The organism is Bdellovibrio sp. BCCA, assembly GCF_037996825.1.
Lineage (GTDB): Bacteria > Bdellovibrionota > Bdellovibrionia > Bdellovibrionales > Bdellovibrionaceae > Bdellovibrio.
In genome coordinates, this window is sequence record NZ_JBBNAC010000001.1 from 2,222,549 (window position 1) to 2,238,837 (window position 16,289).

The window sequence follows — 16,289 nt, forward strand, 5'->3', positions numbered from 1 at the left end:
TTAAATGCAAAAGGAATCGACAGCGATATCTGAATCCATGTGTGCGGGATCAGTATTTTTATCACGCTCCCAATATTGTGGGAGCATGTTTGCGAACGAGAGCGGTACATGAAGAGCGTCACCACCTTTTTGAGCGATCATCGCTCCCATCGCACCTGGAGCGATATTGTGAGGAGGCCCACAATCCACTTTTGACAATAATTCTTACGGATTCCTATTCTGCACTTAACGATAATTGAGAAAATAAGAAATCGAGAAGCAGCAATGAACTACACCGTGGACTACCTTCGTAAATGGCACAGCAGTATTCGCTCTAAAAACCCGTCATTTTCATTAAGAGCTTTTGCCAACAAGCTGGGTGTCTCTATCGGAAGACTTTCAGAGTATTTTTCTGGAAGCCGCCAGATTACCGCAGCCGCAATCGAACAAATTATTGAAAACATCAATGACAACGCCATTGCGACCGAACTTCGCGAATGTGTCGCCAAAGATATTAAAGCGCGCAATGGGGAACTTTTCCGCGAAAACATTCTTGCCGATTCAACATTTGAACAAATTAAAAATTGGCATAACTTTTCAATTCTCGCTCTTATCGGAACAGACGACTTCAGACCTGACCCCCAGTGGATCGCCCGTCGACTGCATCTGGATATATCCATAGTCCATGATAGCCTGCAGAATCTAAAAAAACTGGGAATTATTTCCGACGATCAAGGTACATATAAAATTTCATCCGATTGTCTAGTGGCCGCAACAACAACACCCAGCTTGTCAATGCGGGAGCATCACCGGCAGATGTTCATGCAAGTCGCAGAAAGAATCGGCAACCTACCTAAAGGAATGAGTGACATAAACTCCATCACTTTGTCCGTACGACCAGACAAACTCCCCAAAGCCAAAGAAAAAATTCAAGCCTTTCTCATTGAAATGAGTGAACTCTTAGATATTGCACCTCGCACAGAAGTCTACGGACTTTGCATCGGTTTAGTCCCTTTAAGCCGAATTGACGAAAGCAATGACACACTTAAAAACTTCCACAGCATTAAGGACTCAGTAGAATCATGAACTTATCGACGTTACTTCATAATGAGTTTGAAAAAAGAAAAAATAGAAATCAACGTTACAGCATCAGAGCTTTTGCAAAAAGTCTCGAAATGGAGGCCGGGGCCTTGCTTCGACTTATGCAAGGCAGACGGACTGCAAAGGATACAACGGCAATCTCTATCCTAAAAAAACTCGAAGCTCCGCTGGAAGTTCAGTCGCTAATCCTCCGGGAACTTGAAAACCGTCGACAGATGAATAAGAAAAGAATGATCGCTCCTCAAAAGAAGATTTTTCCAATACATGAGTTTGAGGACCATATAGACATTCACCATATTTATACCTTGGAAGCGCTAAACCTTCAACAATTCAAGAAGACACATCAGGTGCCAGCTCTTGCTTCCGCTCTTCGTATTTCACTAGACGAAGCGACCAATATCATTAATCTTCTGACAAAGCTCGGAGCCATTTCTGTTCTCGATGAGAATTTTGCAGTTGTTTATAAATCTTTTTCGGCCGTCCCTTATGATTTTCCCAGCGAAAAACGCAAGATGTTGCAAAAAGAATTCTTGAAAAAAGCACAAGAGGCAATTGATCTCTTTCCTCCTGAGTTAAGAGAGACAGATATGCTTTCTATTCCTATCTCCAGCAAAGATATTGAAAAAATTAAGATGATACTAAAACACACGTATTCCAAAATTCATAAGATTTCCGCAAAGAGAACCAAGCACAGCCACCTTTACAATCTTTGTTTGGCATTCTATCCAGTGGTGGTTCCGTGACCATTTCAGTTTGATTAAGCATGTTGCGAGCGAGTTCCCTGCCGCAACGCTATTTTCTTTTTATGCTACAACATTAAGAATATTTCGCGTTACTCTTCAAAGAGGAGAGATTTTCAAATGACGATGAAAGTTCCAGAAGTAATTCGCAGACAGGCTAAAAAAGAAATTGATTGTCTTTCGCCCAAATCAAACGCGGCCATCTTACATTTGGATCAGTCACAAGATACTGTCAGAAAAAAAATTCTGGATATCGTCAACGCAGCACTCAAAACGCTTGTTGTTTCTCCTGATGATACACGTGCGGAAGTTCAAATTGGCGAACGAACGACGATCTATTTAATTAAAACCATCCAACCCGATTTCGGTCGTATTCTTGGATCCGGAGGAAAGACCATCAACTCATTAAGAACCTTGGTCACAGCGATGGCTGCGAATCAAGGAATTCGAGCCATCGTTCAAATTGACAATGAAGAACAGTATTTTCTAGGCAATCGATAAGTTGTTTCATGGAGTGATCGTCAAGGGTAAGCTATACTCCGAAATATTTCCCGCCGCATCCGCTGCTTGAATTCGATATGTATAACTCACTCCGCGTTCCACTTCGAAGTCATCAAACTCAGCTTTGGTCGCAGGTATTATTGCGTGAATCATTCCGTTACGCTCAATAACATAACGTTGAGTCCAGCTCCTCTATTATAAAATCCAAAACATCGCTTTGATCAAAACTCAGTCGAAAAATTTAAAAGCAACAGTGCATCTCGCTGAAATTTTATAGACATTATTTATGGCTGATAAAAATTTGGACATGACTAAAAGAGTCCATGACGTTGCTTGCTCCATTCATGGTCATTGCAAGCAACGATATGACGGTTCCCGGACTCTGGCAGTGTTGCCAAACAAAATACAAATTGTTGAAGTTGTGTCTATGAACTTACTTCGTATTCAGATATTTCTTTCCGCTGTTTTGTTCCTACTTTCAACAGAATCCATGGCGCAGGATGCAGCGGAGTCTGAACAAAAGGACATCGATTTCGTTGAGAAACTTTTAGAAACAAAAGCCAACGAATTCAAAAGTGCGCCCTCCAAATCCTTCGAGCCTAAGCAAAAAACACAGAAGGCTGAGTACACTTCAGTTCAATCTGAAGGTTTTTTTTTGGACCTTGCGACCATTCAAAAAAACTATATGCCTAAAACAAATAGGATTCATTTAGGCGCCGGGTTTACCCTTCTACCTTCGGACGTTTTTTATCGCACAATCGGATTAAATTTAAAAGCAAGCTATCACTTCACGGAAACCTGGGGGGTAGAAGCCTTCGGATACCTTTTCACCTCACAAGCCCGTGATGAAGTGAACAAGCTCGAATCCGTTCAGAAGCTTTCAGTAAAAAATCTAGTGTCCCTTTCCGCTTTTTATGGGCTCAACCTGTACTTTAACTCTATCTATGGCAAGACCGCCCTTCTCAATTATCGCATCATTCCTTTTGAAGTTTATCAAACCGTCGGTCTCGGTAAAGTTCGCACTCACGATGATGAAGAAACGACCAGCTTTCAAGTTGGTATCGGAGATATTTTTTCTCTTTCAAGATCTTCGGCCTTACGCATAGATCTCAACTGGGCATTTTACAATGCCCACAATTATCTCGGTGAAAAACAAGCATCGAACTCTCTATTTTTGACAGTCAGCTATGGACACTTCTTTCCGGAGCCAATCTACCGATGACAAAAAATATTATTATTTCACTTATTCTTTTGGGTAGCATCCCGGCATGGGCTCAATCGCAAAACAAAAATCAGGATTACCGAAAAGCCGCCAATCAATTTTATAAAGTTATTTTTTCTTCGCAAAGTACCGCAGAAGAAAAAATGAAAGCTCGATTTTATCTGGCCCAATCCCTTTTTAAACTAAAGCTTTATCAGACTGCCGCTTTTCCTTTTATCGTCGTGGCACAGAACGCGCCTCCAAAGCCCGCACAAACCGCCTTTGAAAACTTGGTAGAAATTTCTGAACGCCTTAACGACACAAGTCTCCTGGACTTCACGCTGAAAAAACTTGATTCGCAGAATCTGAATGAGATTGCCAAGGACCTCTACTTAAAACGTATGGCCCAAGCACTCATACGCGAAGGTAAATTTAACGAAGCACTCGGTTTTATTCAGCAGGCTTTGCAACTTAAGTCCGACAGTGACGAGGCTTTATATACCGCCGCACTTATTCACTTGAAACAAAATCGCACAGTTCAGGCACTGCCCTATCTAGAAAAACTCTACAACAAATATTATCAGAACCCCATCACAGATATACAAAGAGGCCGCGCCGCTGTCGCCCTAGCGCGTGCCTATTATCAAGCAAAGCGTTGGAATGAGGCACAGGCATTGTACCGAGAAATTCCCAAAGACCACCCTCTTTACCGTGAGTCTCAGATGGAATTGACTTGGTCTCTATTTCGTGCGGGGAAATTTCGGAGCGCAATGAGTGCGGTTCAAACTCTGCACACACCCTTTTACGAAAACTTTTATGATCCCGAGTCCTTGATTTTGCGGACTATTATTCTTATCTTCGTGTGCCAAAACGATGAAGCCGAGAAAGCTCTAGAAAACTTTCAAAAGAACTACACCTCGGCCTTCTCAGCTCTTTCAGATCTGAATAAGTCCACTGAGACACCGCAGTTTTATTTTTCTCAAATCGAAGAAGCCCAAAAGTATTTGAAAGATATCAAAAGTGGAAAACGTCCGAACTATAAAGGCCGTCTGCCTTTTTTTATCGTAAGATCCCTCTTAGATGTGCCGCCGCTTAAAAACAAGCTGGATTACATCGAGCGAATCCAAGAAGAAAAAAACCGTGTTTTAAAAATTTTTAGTCGTCCTGAGGATACTACGCTCCGCAAGTACGCCCTCAAAATCTTGGACTCGCGTCTGGCAAACGGCTCAAAGAGCGCTGGGGAATCACTTCGATATGCGCTTTACAATAAAGAACAGGAACTGGCGTTATTTACCGGCGACATCGGACTGTTGCGCTATGAGGTTTTGAATGGGAAGAAGCAGGCGGCCCGCAAAGAATATATCAGACGAGTCAACAACTCCTCGTCTCAAATCAACGCGAGCGAGACACGAGACTTCTATGTAAAAAACGGTTATCGCTATTGGCCTTTTGAAGGAGAATACTGGCGCGACGAAATCGGCAATTATCAATATTTAGGAGTAAATCGCTGTGTGGAAGAATAGTTTTATCCTGACTCTTATATTGACCCTTTCTTTAAGCGTCTGGAGCCAGACGAAGAAAGAGTCTGTCTCTGAAACAAATAAAAAAAGTCGTAGAGTGAAACTCAATTTTGAAGATGAACTCGTAACTGGCTCTACCGAAAAACCTGATATGAGCAGCTTCAATACCAAGACTGATTTCAACTACAAGAAACTGATTCGCGTGAGAGAAAACTTCGTCAATGAAATGGAAGCAGGAATCAATGATTTTAAAGGGAACTAAAAGATTTATTCTTCTTTCCATCATTTTTGCAACTCTCGCCTCTCGGGCCGAAGTTATCCAAATCGAAGCCGACGAACTTCCGGCAGAATCCGTTATTCCGATTTTAGATAGCAATATGGCCGTTAAAAATCGCTCTATCCCATTTTCGGGACGCCTTGAAATAGGCGTAATGACAGGCTCCGTAATAGATGAAATGTTTTTTAATAACACTCTCTGGGGCCTGCAACTTTTTTATTATTATAACGAAGACTCGGCTTGGGGGATTAAATATGCTAATCGACTCAATGGAATTAGCTCTTACTCTGAACAGTTTCAGAATACCTCAGCTCAGCTCGATTTCCAAAAAGCTCCTACGCCATCAACAATAATGACAGCATCCTATCGATGGTCCTTTTTATACGGGAAAATGAGCGTCAGCAAAGACACTGTTGTACCCACCGTTCTTTCCACTGAAACGGATATCGGAGTTCACAAAATGGGGTCTCAGAATTTACCATGGACTTCATTTGGTATCAGCCACAAAGTCTTCATTAAAAAGCATGTCGGCATCGGCCTGTCCTACCGCCTTTTAATATATCAAACTCTGGATCCTGCTTCCGCAGATTTGGGATCAAGTGCGCCAACGCCTAGCGAGTCTGATTTTGATAAAAAAATTCAGATCAGCCAAAGTCTTGATGCAGCCCTGACATACATTTTTTAAAAGCAAATACGTTTCTCAAACATTACAGCTTAAAGTAGAACTCACATAATCCGTTGCGTTTGCCATCACGTCGCAACGGATTTCACCCGAGAAGAAAACATTATGAAGGAGAGTTCAATGAATAACTCGAGTGCAGCGCTAAACTTAGAACACACAACAGTAAACCAAGATGAAGTTCGTAAAAGAATCGCTGCTATCATCCTCATTGTTATGAAGGAAATGACAGCTGCCGACCATTCTCTCGACGGTAACTCGCTGAACGTAACTTACTATAAAGGTGAAAAAACCACCATCTATAAACTAGACATGCTTCCTGAACATCGTGGAAGAATTATCGGTTCAGCGGGAAAAAATATTCTATCTCTTAGGACTCTTGTTCAAGCCATGGCTGCCAGTCACGGATTTAGAGCCGTCATTGACTTAGTCGCATAATCTGCGACTAAGTACATAATTCTTATTCGTTTAAATGGTTCCAGAGCTGAATTTCCATTCTTAAGAACGATTTTATAGCCCGGATTGTTGCTAGAGTTTTCCTAGCATCACGTTAAGGCTGTTGAACGCGATAAATGCCAGCCTCACAGTGAGAAGTGTCCCACGCACCCATGATACGAGCCGCATTGATTTTCACTCCACCATTTTCAAGCAATGTATAATTAATGGCAATTGTAGCCACCATATCACGCGGGAATTTGGCATCGTAAACAATATCGTAGTGTGCACTTACGACATTGCGATTTTCATATGTATGATAGTTGTCTTCAAAATCTGTGTATGGTGTCGTCCCAACTTCGAGAGCTTTAGCGACAGCTCCTTGGCATTTTTTATTAAAGAGCTTCGTTACGAAAGTCTGAACTTCACTTGGAGTGAGGCTTCCCTTTTGAAATTGCACTGGAACTGTCTGTGCAAAAGCGAAAGACGATAAAGCAAAAAAAGCGATCATTGAATACGAAATAATTCTTTTCATTTTTTCTCCTCATTTTTATTTATTAGAGTGGGTGCACTATAATTCAAATGATCGAAAAAATCTCAACTATTCGGAAGTGTAATAGAACCCCTGAGGATTTTATCACTTCGTCAAAACTTCAAACGTTGCTATTTAGAATGAAGCAACAATCATCAACGAGTACCAGTAAACCTTTGAAGTGCTTTAGGGAGAGGCCGACCTTTCGGTGTAATTGCACACACCTGCGTGAGCGCCTCAAATCCGGGAATCTCTAATTTCACCAAAGTTTCTCTTTCAAGGTACAACTGCGGAACCAAGCTCCAATAAAGTCCTTGAGAAATCGCTTCGCACGCCACTTCATAAGAGTCATAGATGAATGTCGGTTTAAAGGGAATGCCTAGCTTAACCATGGCGGGATGTTCTTCGCAAACTTCAATCCCAACAAAAGCTTTTGGAGAAGCTTGAGGGTACTTTGCTAAAGACTGAACAAGCTCATGGCCCTTCAGTTTTGTTAACGGATGATTTTTTCTAACGGCAATAACCAGATTTTCTTTACGAAGGGAATGAATGACCAGAGACGGAGACGCCGTTGGTGCAAAACAAATCCCAAAATCCAGATCACCGCGCGCGACATTTTCAATGACTTGAGCCGAGCGCAGACTGTAATATTCAAATACGAGCTTCGGATGTTCCTCAGCAAGTTCTGTCAGTATGGGCACAAGGAAGGTTTCTGCCAAACCATGAGTCGCAGCCATTCTAAAAATACCCTCGAGCTCCACATTTTCTGACTGACATTCTTCTTTTGCTCGCGATAGCGCAACAAGATGGGGCTCAATTTTTTCTGCGAAACTTCGGCCCGTTGCTGACAAGCTGATAGACTTCCCCACTTTTTCGAAGAGAACTTGTCCAAGCTCCTCTTCAAGAGCCGCAATACTGTGGCTGATAGCACTGGGACTTACGTTCAGTCTCCGAGATGCTTTTCCGATGTGTTGCGTTTTTGCGGTTTCTAAAAAATAAGTAAGTTGATCGAGTTTCATGCCTGAAAACTATTCAACTAAAACGATGAAATCAAATCATTTTATTTTATGAAAAAATCTTCCTATAGTCGGCTCAACTACTTAACCAAGGAGTCCATATGAAACTGCTTCAATTAACTGGAATCGTAAGCTTAATTTTTTCCTTCGCTCTGACTGTTCCGGCATTTGCCAAAAGCTCAAGTCGAGGCGTGATGCCTTGCACAGGCAAGGGTCTTCCAAGATGCATAAACCGCGGCCACAGAGTGACGTTGCCAGAAAATAATTCCGTTGAGACAGCCCTCACAGGAATTTATCATTCTGACTGTAAGATGATCAACGGCAATTATTCCTCTAGCATTGTGCGCATCAACTCTTCTTCAACATCATTCGTGATTGATATCCCAAGCGAAATGAACTTGATGAGTCCCGCCCTCACAACAACTGAATCTTATCCTATCGGAGTCAGCCGACTTCACAATTTAGGTGAGGGATTCCGCGAATATAAAGCAGGCTACCAAGGAGCTAACTTTATCCTCACGGTCTCTCAAGCACGTTTTAACGACGATCCCGTCGAATTGGCAGGCACACAAACAATTGAAAGAACTGGTGCTGGGGTTCTTGTCACTGAAGCAGATGGACAAGGTACTATCGTAAATCAGTGCACTTTGATTCCATATTAATTTTATTTAAGTAGCTGGAACTCTACTCTAAAGAGTTTCAGCTTTTAAACAAATTGTTGCTCGTATACTTCGAAGCAGCATCTTTAAACCCCTGATATTGACCCACCACTTACTTTCAGTTAGCATGTCCTCCAAGGAGTTAAAAATGAGATTACTTATCTATTTAGCAATATCCTTTGGAACGACAACGGTTCTGGCTGCAGAACTAGGAGCCATGACTCCTGATATTTGCAAAGTTGAATGCGAATGCTGGGGGCAATTTGGCGGAAGTTACGATGAGCGTCCCTCATTCTTAATAGGTGATGTTGAATCCTGGGGATACTGCCCTACTCATATTAGCGAAGAGGAACTATTTAAATTCCATATCAAAAAGAATAAGGAAAAGTGTGATATGCTGGGAGAATCCTCTGCCTCCAGATACTTACGAAAGTGCAAAAAGAATTTTTAGACTTTAAAGTGCCTGCAAAAGATGGAGACCATACAACTAAGAGCATGATCTAAATGGAGGAAGTACCAGTTGCAGAACTGCAAATCCAAAAATGGGAATCGTCATGTCTCAGAGGTTTTACGGCAGTCCCTTATGGAACATTTGAGATGCAAGGTTACGGTAGATGGAAAGGATATACGACATGCATTGCTTAGATTACGAACCGCAACACTGTCGAAACTTTTAAGTCAGTGCTGCAAAATGCAAAAAGGTCTGAGTTTTTGCTCAGACCTTTTTCAAAAACTTTGCGGTCGTTATTATCTATCTGCATTACAAAGAGATGTACCTCCAATGAGGCCGCCTTGCCCAAACAACGCCACGTCGCGATTTACCTTTACAAGCATTAGAGGAATTGAACTATCAAGTTCTGCTCCGTCAATAGTTTGGCCGTCTTTAGGAAAAAGTAAAACATTGTTTTTACCGGTGCCATATACACTTTCATCGTCCGCTTTCGTAGCAAAGCGAATTTTGTTAAGTTTGATAGAAAGATTTTTTCTCACAGTAAGATCTTTTCCTGTCTTAACGTCCACTTCTCGCAAACCCAGAATTTGAAGCTCGGATTTTTTGCATCCAGCTTGGCCTTCATTTTCATAAATACTGATCCTGAATCAGAAATCCAGCACAACTCTTTAGCTTCACTCATCACAGAGTTTCCACTAGAGCCGACTTGTGTCGTTCCCGCGAAAGCTGAATTTGCAATTGTTGAAGCAACCATCATTACTACCATCATCATTTTTTTCATAAAATTCTCCTAATTTTTTTGCTTTTTATTTCACAATTAATATTTTTATCCGCGACCAAAGCATCTCGGTGAAACAATCGACATACTCGAAACAGACGGTATACTTGCTATGACTTCAAGAGCCGTGCCATAGACTTAAAATCACCAAACAGCTTTATAAACTAGCTAATGATTTTACAGTTTAAACACGTACGCCAAATTGAAGGAGAAACAAAGAGGCGTACCCTTTGTTGGTTACTCTTGCACTATCAAAATAATCTGATAACGATAGGGAGCATGAAACCCATCGTTAGCGACTACATCAATGTTTTTCAATTTCTTCAAGATCACTATGCTTATCGAAAAAGGACCGAGACGCAATTTTCTTACTCGATATGGGCCCAAGAACTAGGATTCAAAAATAAATCGTACATCCGATTTGTAACCTTAGGAAAAAGACCCATCAGTCCAAAACTTTTAGAAAATCTCAAAGTGAATTTGAGCCTTGATAATCATGAGAAAAAATTTTCGAAATTCTTTGTTATTATAGCCAAAGCTGCACCGATGAGAGGAAAATAGTTCTTGGTAAAGAACTTATACGACTTATTAAGCAGTCTCCCCACCAGTTCGAAATTGAACATCATCATGAAATGCTGATGAATCCCGTCGCTTTAATGATTAGGACTCTTTTAACGTTTAAGGATTATAAAAAGACAAAGGAACAGTTGGCAGATACTCTAGAAGTTGAAACAGAAAAAATAACTGAGGCACTCGATATTCTACGCACTTTAGGTCTTATTGAAGAATGCGATGGACAATTCACAAGCACTCACAAAAATATTAAAATACCAGACAACTTTTCTAGTATGGGACTTGAACAGTTCTACAGAAAAAGTTTTCATCAAGCTTCTTTATCCATCAACTTTCCAAAACCTTCCCGAAAACACCGAAGCTGGTTTGTGGCCTTAAATGAAGAAGATTTCAATAAATACACGAAAGATACTGAAGCAAGAATTCGCGAGAAGACTTTAGAAATGGATTCGGACCTTTTTGAGAATAAGCGGTTATATCAAGTGCTTTTTGCTATTTTACCGGTTTCCAAATAGACTTGAGATCAAAAAATTTTAGGCTGATTCCACCTATTTTATGAATACAAGGAATCTTAGTGGAACCGTTTGGACGTCTTAAAAATAAAAGCCCGCATTTCGCGGGCTTCAAGTCATTTCTAGCGACACTTTAATTGCGCCACCTCATCTGAAGAGAGCAATTGCTGATAAGCTTTTTCGACTTTGTTTTTTAATACTAAATGTTTCGTAGCTTCTTCGCCAATATAGGCAACAGCGGCGAAAGGCCACTCAAGAGTCGCGCCAATAGCTCCTGCCGTCGTCGTTTCACGGAAAGGATTTCTTGGTTCAGTTGGTGAAAAATTTGCTCCTGCTTGCAAGCCCAAATCCACTTGCGAAACAACTCCTTGTTCATTTTGAACCAAGATGTTTGCCACACAAGCTGCTGATGCGTTGTCTTGCTCAAAACAGCTGGCTTTGCCAACCGAAGCAATACATGAACCTTCCGGCACTTGGATCACGGAACCAAACGGCGCAGACAAAGCCATACTCAAACTTCCGTAGATACTGATAATGCTAACTAAGATAACTTTCATTTTTTTCATAGGAACTCCTTTGATTTAAAAATAAACAAGCGAAAGTCGTGCCGCGCTTACCAACACCAGAGTTCATTTCTTCTGTCAAAGGGATCTTCGTAAATTCACAAATTGTGCCGCTAACGTTGCTAGAAAATTAAAAGCAACATTTTGTGGAGCAATGAATTCTCAAGCAGATTCACTCTCAATCCGATACATCACCTATGAAAAGACTTTTAATTCTTTCTTTGATTTTGCTCTCTAACAAAGCTTCGGCTCAACGAACTGTTTGCACCGTTACGCTCAACTCTGAACACGAACGAAGCCTTTTCAAAAGAAAGTATGAAAAAGAAAATCTGAAATTTGTTGAGCTTACTGATTTTAAAAACGGATTGAAAGATCCCAACGACTGGTTCGATAACGCCTGTAAAAGTGGCGTGAAATGTGATTCGCTCATCATCTCAGGACACTTTGGAGGAACCTTCTTTGGCGAAGACACAAGCCTCACGTTGTCTCTAAAGACTCTCGAAAAGAAAGCTTGTAGTCGCACGTGTGAGGGAATTCTGTCTCAACCCAAAGAGGTCTATTTGTTTGGCTGCAATACTCTCGCTGACAAAAAAGCGGATCGTCGAACTCCCGCTGAATATCGCCGCATTCTTCAGGACGACGGTATCGCTGAAGGCTATATGAATCGAATTGTTGCTGCTCGCTATAGCCCCGTCGGAGAATCTTTTAAGACTACGATGCGGAAAGTTTTTGCTGGTGTACCGCAGATTTATGGATTTGACTCTGTAGGTCCTTCTGGAAAAACGGTCAGCTCCTTTCTGAATTCTTATTTAAATAAAATCCCGAACTATGCAGAACGTCTTAATCAGCTGGAGGCTGCAAAGGTGGTTTCTCAAATAGAAAAGACAGGAAAGATCGGCACTCAATTTTCCGGACCTTGGAACTCATCCATGAAAGGAACGGCCTACGCTTCTTGTGTGGGAGCTACACCGGGTCCCAGGAAAGAATGCGGTCTTTCTGACGACAAGAAATCTGATTTTGAAAAGCTGTTAACGGTAGAATCACTATTGAATGATGGAAATCGCAAAAACCATTTTCTAGCTATCGAAGAGTTCTTTAAAGACAAAGATCTCTCCCGTCTTAGTTCCGACGAAAGGCAGGTTCTAGAGCGCATCCACAATAACAAACAAGCATCGCAAGAATTGCTGAGCCTTTTGCCACAACTTAACTCTGTACTTGAAACCAAGTTTCCTCTTGTGAATTTAGCCCAAACGCTGGGATGGATGGATGAAAAAAGTGCGAAGGATGAATATTTTAAAACAGTGTCTCTTTCGTTAAAAAAAGGTTTAAATGGTGATACCATCGGATCACTTTGTTATATCAACAATCCCCCAATTTTTTCGGAGTCTCAAATCAAGCCTGAATGGTTTAATAATACAAAATTTTTGACGGTCTTAGGATGCTGGCAAAACAATAAGGCCCAGATGTTACCTCCTCACTACGTTACGAATATCACTAAACATCTTAACAGCAAAGACGCCGACACGACGACATCGGCACTTAAGATCTTGTCACCAAATTTAAAAGCGGATCCGGCCTTACAAAGAAATGTTGCGAAACTTCTTTATTCAGAAGATTTGAATATTGCAGCCGCCGCGATGAGTGCCCTAGCGTCAATCCGCAATCCAGATGCAGAAACGATTTCGCTAATTGCTAAAGGACTCTTGTCTCCCAACCCGGCTGAACAGAAACGGTCTGCCTATACGATCATGAATATGAAAATTCAGAATCCCGATCTAAAACGTCGAGCGTTGGAAATCGATCCCTCGATCAAGCCATAAAGAAGAGATAACATCTAGATAGATGCCGATAGATCTGACTGTAGAAAGATTGGACACTAAGTTTCTGGATTGCCGGGCCGTTTACTACGGCTCTTTAAAATTCAAAAGGATCACCTTACCATACTTTTCACTTATGAAAAAAAGTACGGTCATTTCCAGAGATTCCTTTTTAGATTTCGAGCACAATACAGTTTCGGTTTTTTTAAGCATCTCGGCAGGAATAAATTCGGTTTCAGATTTTGGACAGACTTCAGGATTGCTCATTTTAGTTTGCTCATCAAACCAGGATAGAAGCATATCCAGATGCGCTTGATTAAAACCGCTAAAGAGCGGATCTTCAGCGCAAGAGCGACCGCAGCGAGCGATCTTCTGTAGCACTTTCACCTCTATCGAGAAATCATCAGCGACCATAGACCTTGAATCGGCAATAGATGACCAAATACCAATGATAAGAACTATAGAATAAAGACGAAGTCTCATACCCGATCTTTTCGGATACGACTTCGCCCTCTTAACAAAATTTAGATTATGATCGATTTAAAATGTTGCCCCGATGAGATCGAGCAACGATTCGTAAGTTCGGAGCCTATTTCACTCGAATACGGAAGCCGCCGAATCTTGTTGGTTCAGAATACTGATAGCCGTTTTCTACCTTTACCGTTTTCGTTGCTTGAACGAAGACCTCGAGTTCATGTGTATCCTCATTCGCTTTCGCCACAGACATTGAATAGTCTTGCTGGTCGACACCTGTGTTAAGTTGTTCCAAGCTTGTACGAAGAATAACTTCATATCGGCTGTTTACGAAGATCAATTCGTAGTTGCTATAAGTAACATTTACTTTCAAACCATTGGGAGCCACGTAACTTTCCGAATTTGGAAGGTGATCCGCCACCCACTTAGAATCTTCACATTTAACAACGGACACCTTTAAAGTCGCTTCATTGTTTTCTTCGGTGGACTTCTCTGAAACCAACTCCACCTTGATCGCTTTATTTCCAGGAACTGGGGTTGCTTGAGCATTACAATAGACAGCCAAGCCATCAAGCAATTTCTCAGTTTGAACCTCCGCATGCGCAAAAAATCCAACCAACAACAACCCCAGCAATACCAAATACGAACCCTTCATCTTTACCCCTTCAGCTCGTTGTGCAAAAACTATCTAACTCTTTTCAATTGGCAGTAGCCATTTTTTTGACCATCAATAGACCAGCGAATAAGCAAATCTCCTGCTTCACTCAAAGACAAAGCCACTCGGTCATTCCATTTTTTAATGCACGGATAACTTAGACCGATGTTTGACTCTACCGAGCAAGTTGAAAGTTCTTTACCTTTCGCTTGGAAATCAACAGAACCTTCTGAAATGGTATACTTTGCCTTCGCATAATATTTCTCTTCGTAACCTTCTCCTGACAGAGGCAAAGCCTTTTCAGTACCGCTATCGCGCATGAACAAAACATCTCGCTCACCTTCTTTCGAAAGAGTGATATCTAAATGATTTATCTCCGCATAGGAAATCGAAAGAACGCCGATATTTTTATTATATTTATTGTCATAATTAGTCTGACATTGACTTGGTTCGATTCGATAAGATCCGACAAGTTTTTCAGGCAAACCATGCGCATAAGAAATTTGAGTAAAAAGCGTTAAAGTCATAAAGGCTAAAATTGTTTTCATTTTTATTCTCCGTTTTTTGAATAATTGAATACATGCCTCTGTTTGCAACCTAAATGCCAAAAACTTTTTCCTCAGATAAAAAATAAGAGCGAGAGTTGCCCCTTGTTACATCAACATACCCAAAATTGCATAACATTAATTATTTTATTTACATCGTTGCTTTGGATAAATTTAGCAACATCGATGGAAGATCAAAACTAATTTACTCTGTTTATTCGTTGAACTGTCGCTTTTATCGTGATGACAGCGCTGTCACAGAATTTAATATAACCTTCCTAGCAACGAGAAATATTAAAGTATGTAGCAAGTGTTTCTAATTATATCCGATATATTAGCAAACACTGTGAGGCTTCCGTGGACTCCAATTTCCTTTCCCGTCTTTTAAATAATATCTTAAAAAAGAACGATCAAGCTCAAACCGTCAGACTGGAAGCCGCCATCGAATTCGACCGAGGCATTCTTCTTGGACAGATTTACAAACTCTCCGCAAACGGGTTTCAGATGATTACCGAGGGAAATTGCAATGATATTTCAAACTCTCGAAATGTTTCTTTGGTGATCATTGAAGGAAAGTATTTTCCCGCGTTTCTAAAAATTACGGGTCTTCGACGTATTGATGGCAGATTTAGAGAGGCAATAGATGACCAGGAACTTAGGGATTTACTCAAAAAGTCATTCGTGAGCCGAATTACTAAGTGAGCGGCAACGAGAAGCCATTTTCACATGACCGCCAACCTCTCGCTGCCATCTCGAGTTTCTTATTGATTAATCTCGTCCGCCATGATCGCCGTGGCCACCGTGATCACCTTTATGACCGCCATGCCCGCCACGATCATTATTATGACCGCCATCAGCTACTTTGTGACAAGCAAATCCACAGCGATAGAAGCCTGTTCCCCAGCCTCCCCAGCAGTATTTTGCAACTGGCTCGGTCCACGGCGGACATCCTTCGTTGTCAGGGTTGCAAGTCATTCCACCGTTCGTCGGCATCGGAACTTGATCACAATCTCCATGAAGCGGTACGAGTCTAATTCCTTCATTCGTATTTATCTGAGCTAAATCGGTGGATGCCAAACACAACGATCCAAATAAAGACAATGAGATCAACATTATTGATACAAACTTTTTCATAGAATCCTCCCAGGATTAAATTGTTTTTTGAGCGACATGCTCTTGGCGAGGGATCCTAATTTTGGAGGATGCAAAAAGACCACTTAAGAAATTTGTAGTTGCAGGAATACAAACGAAAAAGATATTTTCATTCGTGTTGCGATGAAA

24 protein-coding genes are annotated in these 16,289 nt (G+C 41.2%); 13 read left to right on the forward strand and 11 right to left on the reverse strand.

Features of this window, described 5'->3' with window-relative positions; all coding sequences use genetic code 11:
* A complete protein-coding gene (locus tag AAAA78_RS10895) occupies positions 1-198 on the reverse strand; it encodes a hypothetical protein (protein ID WP_340592069.1) in 198 nt (65 codons plus the stop codon).
* Positions 199-264: 66 nt separating this feature from the next.
* Between AAAA78_RS10895 and AAAA78_RS10900 the strand changes: the two genes are divergently transcribed.
* From AAAA78_RS10900 to AAAA78_RS10910, 3 genes are all read left to right on the forward strand, one after another.
* Entirely contained in the window at positions 265-1,065 is an 801-nt protein-coding gene (locus AAAA78_RS10900; protein ID WP_340592070.1) for a DUF4423 domain-containing protein, read from the forward strand.
* Positions 1,062-1,823, forward strand: a complete 762-nt coding sequence (locus AAAA78_RS10905; RefSeq protein WP_340592071.1) for a DUF4423 domain-containing protein — start codon at positions 1,062-1,064, stop codon at positions 1,821-1,823. The genes AAAA78_RS10900 and AAAA78_RS10905 overlap by 4 nt, the downstream gene beginning before the upstream one ends.
* Positions 1,824-1,940: 117 nt before the next feature.
* Positions 1,941-2,321, forward strand: coding sequence for a KH domain-containing protein (locus AAAA78_RS10910; RefSeq protein WP_340592072.1), 381 nt, complete (start codon positions 1,941-1,943; stop codon positions 2,319-2,321).
* Between the two features lie 6 nt (positions 2,322-2,327).
* Here AAAA78_RS10910 and AAAA78_RS10915 read toward each other — a convergent pair whose 3' ends face one another.
* On the reverse strand, positions 2,328-2,474 hold the full coding sequence (locus tag AAAA78_RS10915) for a hypothetical protein (RefSeq protein ID WP_340592073.1): 147 nt from the start codon (positions 2,472-2,474) through the stop codon (positions 2,328-2,330).
* A 133-nt stretch (positions 2,475-2,607) separates the two neighbouring features.
* Here AAAA78_RS10915 and AAAA78_RS10920 point away from each other — a divergent pair, with 133 nt between their 5' ends.
* The 5 genes from AAAA78_RS10920 (at position 2,608) to AAAA78_RS10940 (ending at position 6,436) form a co-directional block, all read left to right on the forward strand.
* Positions 2,608-3,543 carry an outer membrane beta-barrel domain-containing protein gene (locus AAAA78_RS10920; RefSeq protein WP_340592074.1) on the forward strand — a complete coding sequence of 312 codons (936 nt, stop codon included), beginning with the start codon at positions 2,608-2,610 and terminating at the stop codon, positions 3,541-3,543.
* Positions 3,540-5,045, forward strand: coding sequence for a CDC27 family protein (locus tag AAAA78_RS10925; protein WP_340592075.1), 1,506 nt, complete (start codon positions 3,540-3,542; stop codon positions 5,043-5,045). Before AAAA78_RS10920 ends, AAAA78_RS10925 begins: the two co-directional genes overlap by 4 nt.
* Positions 5,046-5,139: 94 nt before the next feature.
* Entirely contained in the window at positions 5,140-5,304 is a 165-nt protein-coding gene (locus AAAA78_RS10930) for a hypothetical protein (protein WP_340592076.1), read from the forward strand.
* Positions 5,264-6,004, forward strand: coding sequence for an outer membrane beta-barrel domain-containing protein (locus AAAA78_RS10935; protein ID WP_340592077.1), 741 nt, complete (start codon positions 5,264-5,266; stop codon positions 6,002-6,004). The genes AAAA78_RS10930 and AAAA78_RS10935 overlap by 41 nt, the downstream gene beginning before the upstream one ends.
* Positions 6,005-6,121: 117 nt before the next feature.
* Positions 6,122-6,436, forward strand: a complete 315-nt coding sequence (locus AAAA78_RS10940) for a KH domain-containing protein (RefSeq protein ID WP_340592078.1) — start codon at positions 6,122-6,124, stop codon at positions 6,434-6,436.
* Between the two features lie 112 nt (positions 6,437-6,548).
* On the opposite strand, the gene AAAA78_RS10945 is transcribed toward AAAA78_RS10940, so the two are convergent.
* Together AAAA78_RS10945 and AAAA78_RS10950 are read right to left on the reverse strand one after the other, a co-directional pair.
* Entirely contained in the window at positions 6,549-6,968 is a 420-nt protein-coding gene (locus AAAA78_RS10945) for a hypothetical protein (protein WP_340592079.1), read from the reverse strand.
* 152 nt (positions 6,969-7,120) lie between these two features.
* Positions 7,121-7,984, reverse strand: coding sequence for a LysR family transcriptional regulator (locus tag AAAA78_RS10950; protein WP_340592080.1), 864 nt, complete (start codon positions 7,982-7,984; stop codon positions 7,121-7,123).
* A 98-nt stretch (positions 7,985-8,082) separates the two neighbouring features.
* Here AAAA78_RS10950 and AAAA78_RS10955 point away from each other — a divergent pair, with 98 nt between their 5' ends.
* Positions 8,083-8,643 (forward strand): hypothetical protein, encoded by a 561-nt coding sequence (locus AAAA78_RS10955; protein WP_340592081.1) that lies wholly within the window; start codon positions 8,083-8,085, stop codon positions 8,641-8,643.
* A gap of 145 nt (positions 8,644-8,788) precedes the next feature.
* Complete coding sequence (locus AAAA78_RS10960) at positions 8,789-9,091, forward strand: hypothetical protein (protein ID WP_340592082.1); 303 nt, start codon at positions 8,789-8,791, stop codon at positions 9,089-9,091.
* 296 nt (positions 9,092-9,387) lie between these two features.
* On the opposite strand, the gene AAAA78_RS10965 is transcribed toward AAAA78_RS10960, so the two are convergent.
* Positions 9,388-9,630, reverse strand: a complete 243-nt coding sequence (locus AAAA78_RS10965) for a hypothetical protein (protein ID WP_340592083.1) — start codon at positions 9,628-9,630, stop codon at positions 9,388-9,390.
* Complete coding sequence (locus AAAA78_RS10970; RefSeq protein WP_340592084.1) at positions 9,627-9,872, reverse strand: hypothetical protein; 246 nt, start codon at positions 9,870-9,872, stop codon at positions 9,627-9,629. Before AAAA78_RS10970 ends, AAAA78_RS10965 begins: the two co-directional genes overlap by 4 nt.
* Positions 9,873-10,501: 629 nt before the next feature.
* On the opposite strand from AAAA78_RS10970, the gene AAAA78_RS10975 reads away from it, so the two are divergent.
* The gene (locus AAAA78_RS10975; protein WP_340592085.1) at positions 10,502-10,957 is read left to right on the forward strand and encodes a DUF4423 domain-containing protein; all 456 of its coding nucleotides are present in this window, start codon (positions 10,502-10,504) and stop codon (positions 10,955-10,957) included.
* Positions 10,958-11,076: 119 nt separating this feature from the next.
* Here AAAA78_RS10975 and AAAA78_RS10980 read toward each other — a convergent pair whose 3' ends face one another.
* The gene (locus AAAA78_RS10980) at positions 11,077-11,520 is read right to left on the reverse strand and encodes a hypothetical protein (protein ID WP_340592087.1); all 444 of its coding nucleotides are present in this window, start codon (positions 11,518-11,520) and stop codon (positions 11,077-11,079) included.
* A gap of 194 nt (positions 11,521-11,714) precedes the next feature.
* On the opposite strand from AAAA78_RS10980, the gene AAAA78_RS10985 reads away from it, so the two are divergent.
* A complete protein-coding gene (locus tag AAAA78_RS10985) occupies positions 11,715-13,337 on the forward strand; it encodes a hypothetical protein (RefSeq protein WP_340592088.1) in 1,623 nt (540 codons plus the stop codon).
* An 84-nt stretch (positions 13,338-13,421) separates the two neighbouring features.
* Here the strand turns inward: AAAA78_RS10985 and AAAA78_RS10990 are convergent, their stop codons facing one another.
* The 3 genes from AAAA78_RS10990 to AAAA78_RS11000 form a co-directional block, all read right to left on the reverse strand.
* Entirely contained in the window at positions 13,422-13,817 is a 396-nt protein-coding gene (locus tag AAAA78_RS10990) for a hypothetical protein (RefSeq protein WP_340592089.1), read from the reverse strand.
* Positions 13,818-13,923: 106 nt separating this feature from the next.
* A complete protein-coding gene (locus AAAA78_RS10995) occupies positions 13,924-14,463 on the reverse strand; it encodes a hypothetical protein (RefSeq protein ID WP_340592091.1) in 540 nt (179 codons plus the stop codon).
* A 29-nt stretch (positions 14,464-14,492) separates the two neighbouring features.
* Positions 14,493-15,011, reverse strand: coding sequence for a hypothetical protein (locus tag AAAA78_RS11000; protein ID WP_340592092.1), 519 nt, complete (start codon positions 15,009-15,011; stop codon positions 14,493-14,495).
* A 354-nt stretch (positions 15,012-15,365) separates the two neighbouring features.
* On the opposite strand from AAAA78_RS11000, the gene AAAA78_RS11005 reads away from it, so the two are divergent.
* On the forward strand, positions 15,366-15,710 hold the full coding sequence (locus AAAA78_RS11005) for a hypothetical protein (RefSeq protein ID WP_340592094.1): 345 nt from the start codon (positions 15,366-15,368) through the stop codon (positions 15,708-15,710).
* Between the two features lie 66 nt (positions 15,711-15,776).
* Here AAAA78_RS11005 and AAAA78_RS11010 read toward each other — a convergent pair whose 3' ends face one another.
* The gene (locus AAAA78_RS11010) at positions 15,777-16,142 is read right to left on the reverse strand and encodes a hypothetical protein (protein WP_340592095.1); all 366 of its coding nucleotides are present in this window, start codon (positions 16,140-16,142) and stop codon (positions 15,777-15,779) included.
* Between the last annotated feature and the right edge of the window lie 147 nt (positions 16,143-16,289).

Bases quoted from the DNA above. Each gene is read 5' to 3' on its own strand.
- AAAA78_RS10900 (WP_340592070.1), top strand. From the start codon at position 265: ATGAACTACACCGTGGACTACCTTCGTAAATGGCACAGCAGTATTCGC.
- AAAA78_RS10905 (WP_340592071.1), top strand. From the start codon at position 1,062: ATGAACTTATCGACGTTACTTCATAATGAGTTTGAAAAAAGAAAAAAT.
- AAAA78_RS10910 (WP_340592072.1), top strand. From the start codon at position 1,941: ATGACGATGAAAGTTCCAGAAGTAATTCGCAGACAGGCTAAAAAAGAA.
- AAAA78_RS10915 (WP_340592073.1), bottom strand. From the start codon at position 2,474: ATGATTCACGCAATAATACCTGCGACCAAAGCTGAGTTTGATGACTTC.
- AAAA78_RS10920 (WP_340592074.1), top strand. From the start codon at position 2,608: ATGGCTGATAAAAATTTGGACATGACTAAAAGAGTCCATGACGTTGCT.
- AAAA78_RS10925 (WP_340592075.1), top strand. From the start codon at position 3,540: ATGACAAAAAATATTATTATTTCACTTATTCTTTTGGGTAGCATCCCG.
- AAAA78_RS10935 (WP_340592077.1), top strand. From the start codon at position 5,264: ATGAAATGGAAGCAGGAATCAATGATTTTAAAGGGAACTAAAAGATTT.
- AAAA78_RS10940 (WP_340592078.1), top strand. From the start codon at position 6,122: ATGAATAACTCGAGTGCAGCGCTAAACTTAGAACACACAACAGTAAAC.
- AAAA78_RS10945 (WP_340592079.1), bottom strand. From the start codon at position 6,968: ATGAAAAGAATTATTTCGTATTCAATGATCGCTTTTTTTGCTTTATCG.
- AAAA78_RS10950 (WP_340592080.1), bottom strand. From the start codon at position 7,984: ATGAAACTCGATCAACTTACTTATTTTTTAGAAACCGCAAAAACGCAA.
- AAAA78_RS10955 (WP_340592081.1), top strand. From the start codon at position 8,083: ATGAAACTGCTTCAATTAACTGGAATCGTAAGCTTAATTTTTTCCTTC.
- AAAA78_RS10960 (WP_340592082.1), top strand. From the start codon at position 8,789: ATGAGATTACTTATCTATTTAGCAATATCCTTTGGAACGACAACGGTT.
- AAAA78_RS10970 (WP_340592084.1), bottom strand. From the start codon at position 9,872: ATGAAAAAAATGATGATGGTAGTAATGATGGTTGCTTCAACAATTGCA.
- AAAA78_RS10975 (WP_340592085.1), top strand. From the start codon at position 10,502: ATGCTGATGAATCCCGTCGCTTTAATGATTAGGACTCTTTTAACGTTT.
- AAAA78_RS10980 (WP_340592087.1), bottom strand. From the start codon at position 11,520: ATGAAAAAAATGAAAGTTATCTTAGTTAGCATTATCAGTATCTACGGA.
- AAAA78_RS10985 (WP_340592088.1), top strand. From the start codon at position 11,715: ATGAAAAGACTTTTAATTCTTTCTTTGATTTTGCTCTCTAACAAAGCT.
- AAAA78_RS10990 (WP_340592089.1), bottom strand. From the start codon at position 13,817: ATGAGACTTCGTCTTTATTCTATAGTTCTTATCATTGGTATTTGGTCA.
- AAAA78_RS10995 (WP_340592091.1), bottom strand. From the start codon at position 14,463: ATGAAGGGTTCGTATTTGGTATTGCTGGGGTTGTTGTTGGTTGGATTT.
- AAAA78_RS11000 (WP_340592092.1), bottom strand. From the start codon at position 15,011: ATGAAAACAATTTTAGCCTTTATGACTTTAACGCTTTTTACTCAAATT.
- AAAA78_RS11010 (WP_340592095.1), bottom strand. From the start codon at position 16,142: ATGAAAAAGTTTGTATCAATAATGTTGATCTCATTGTCTTTATTTGGA.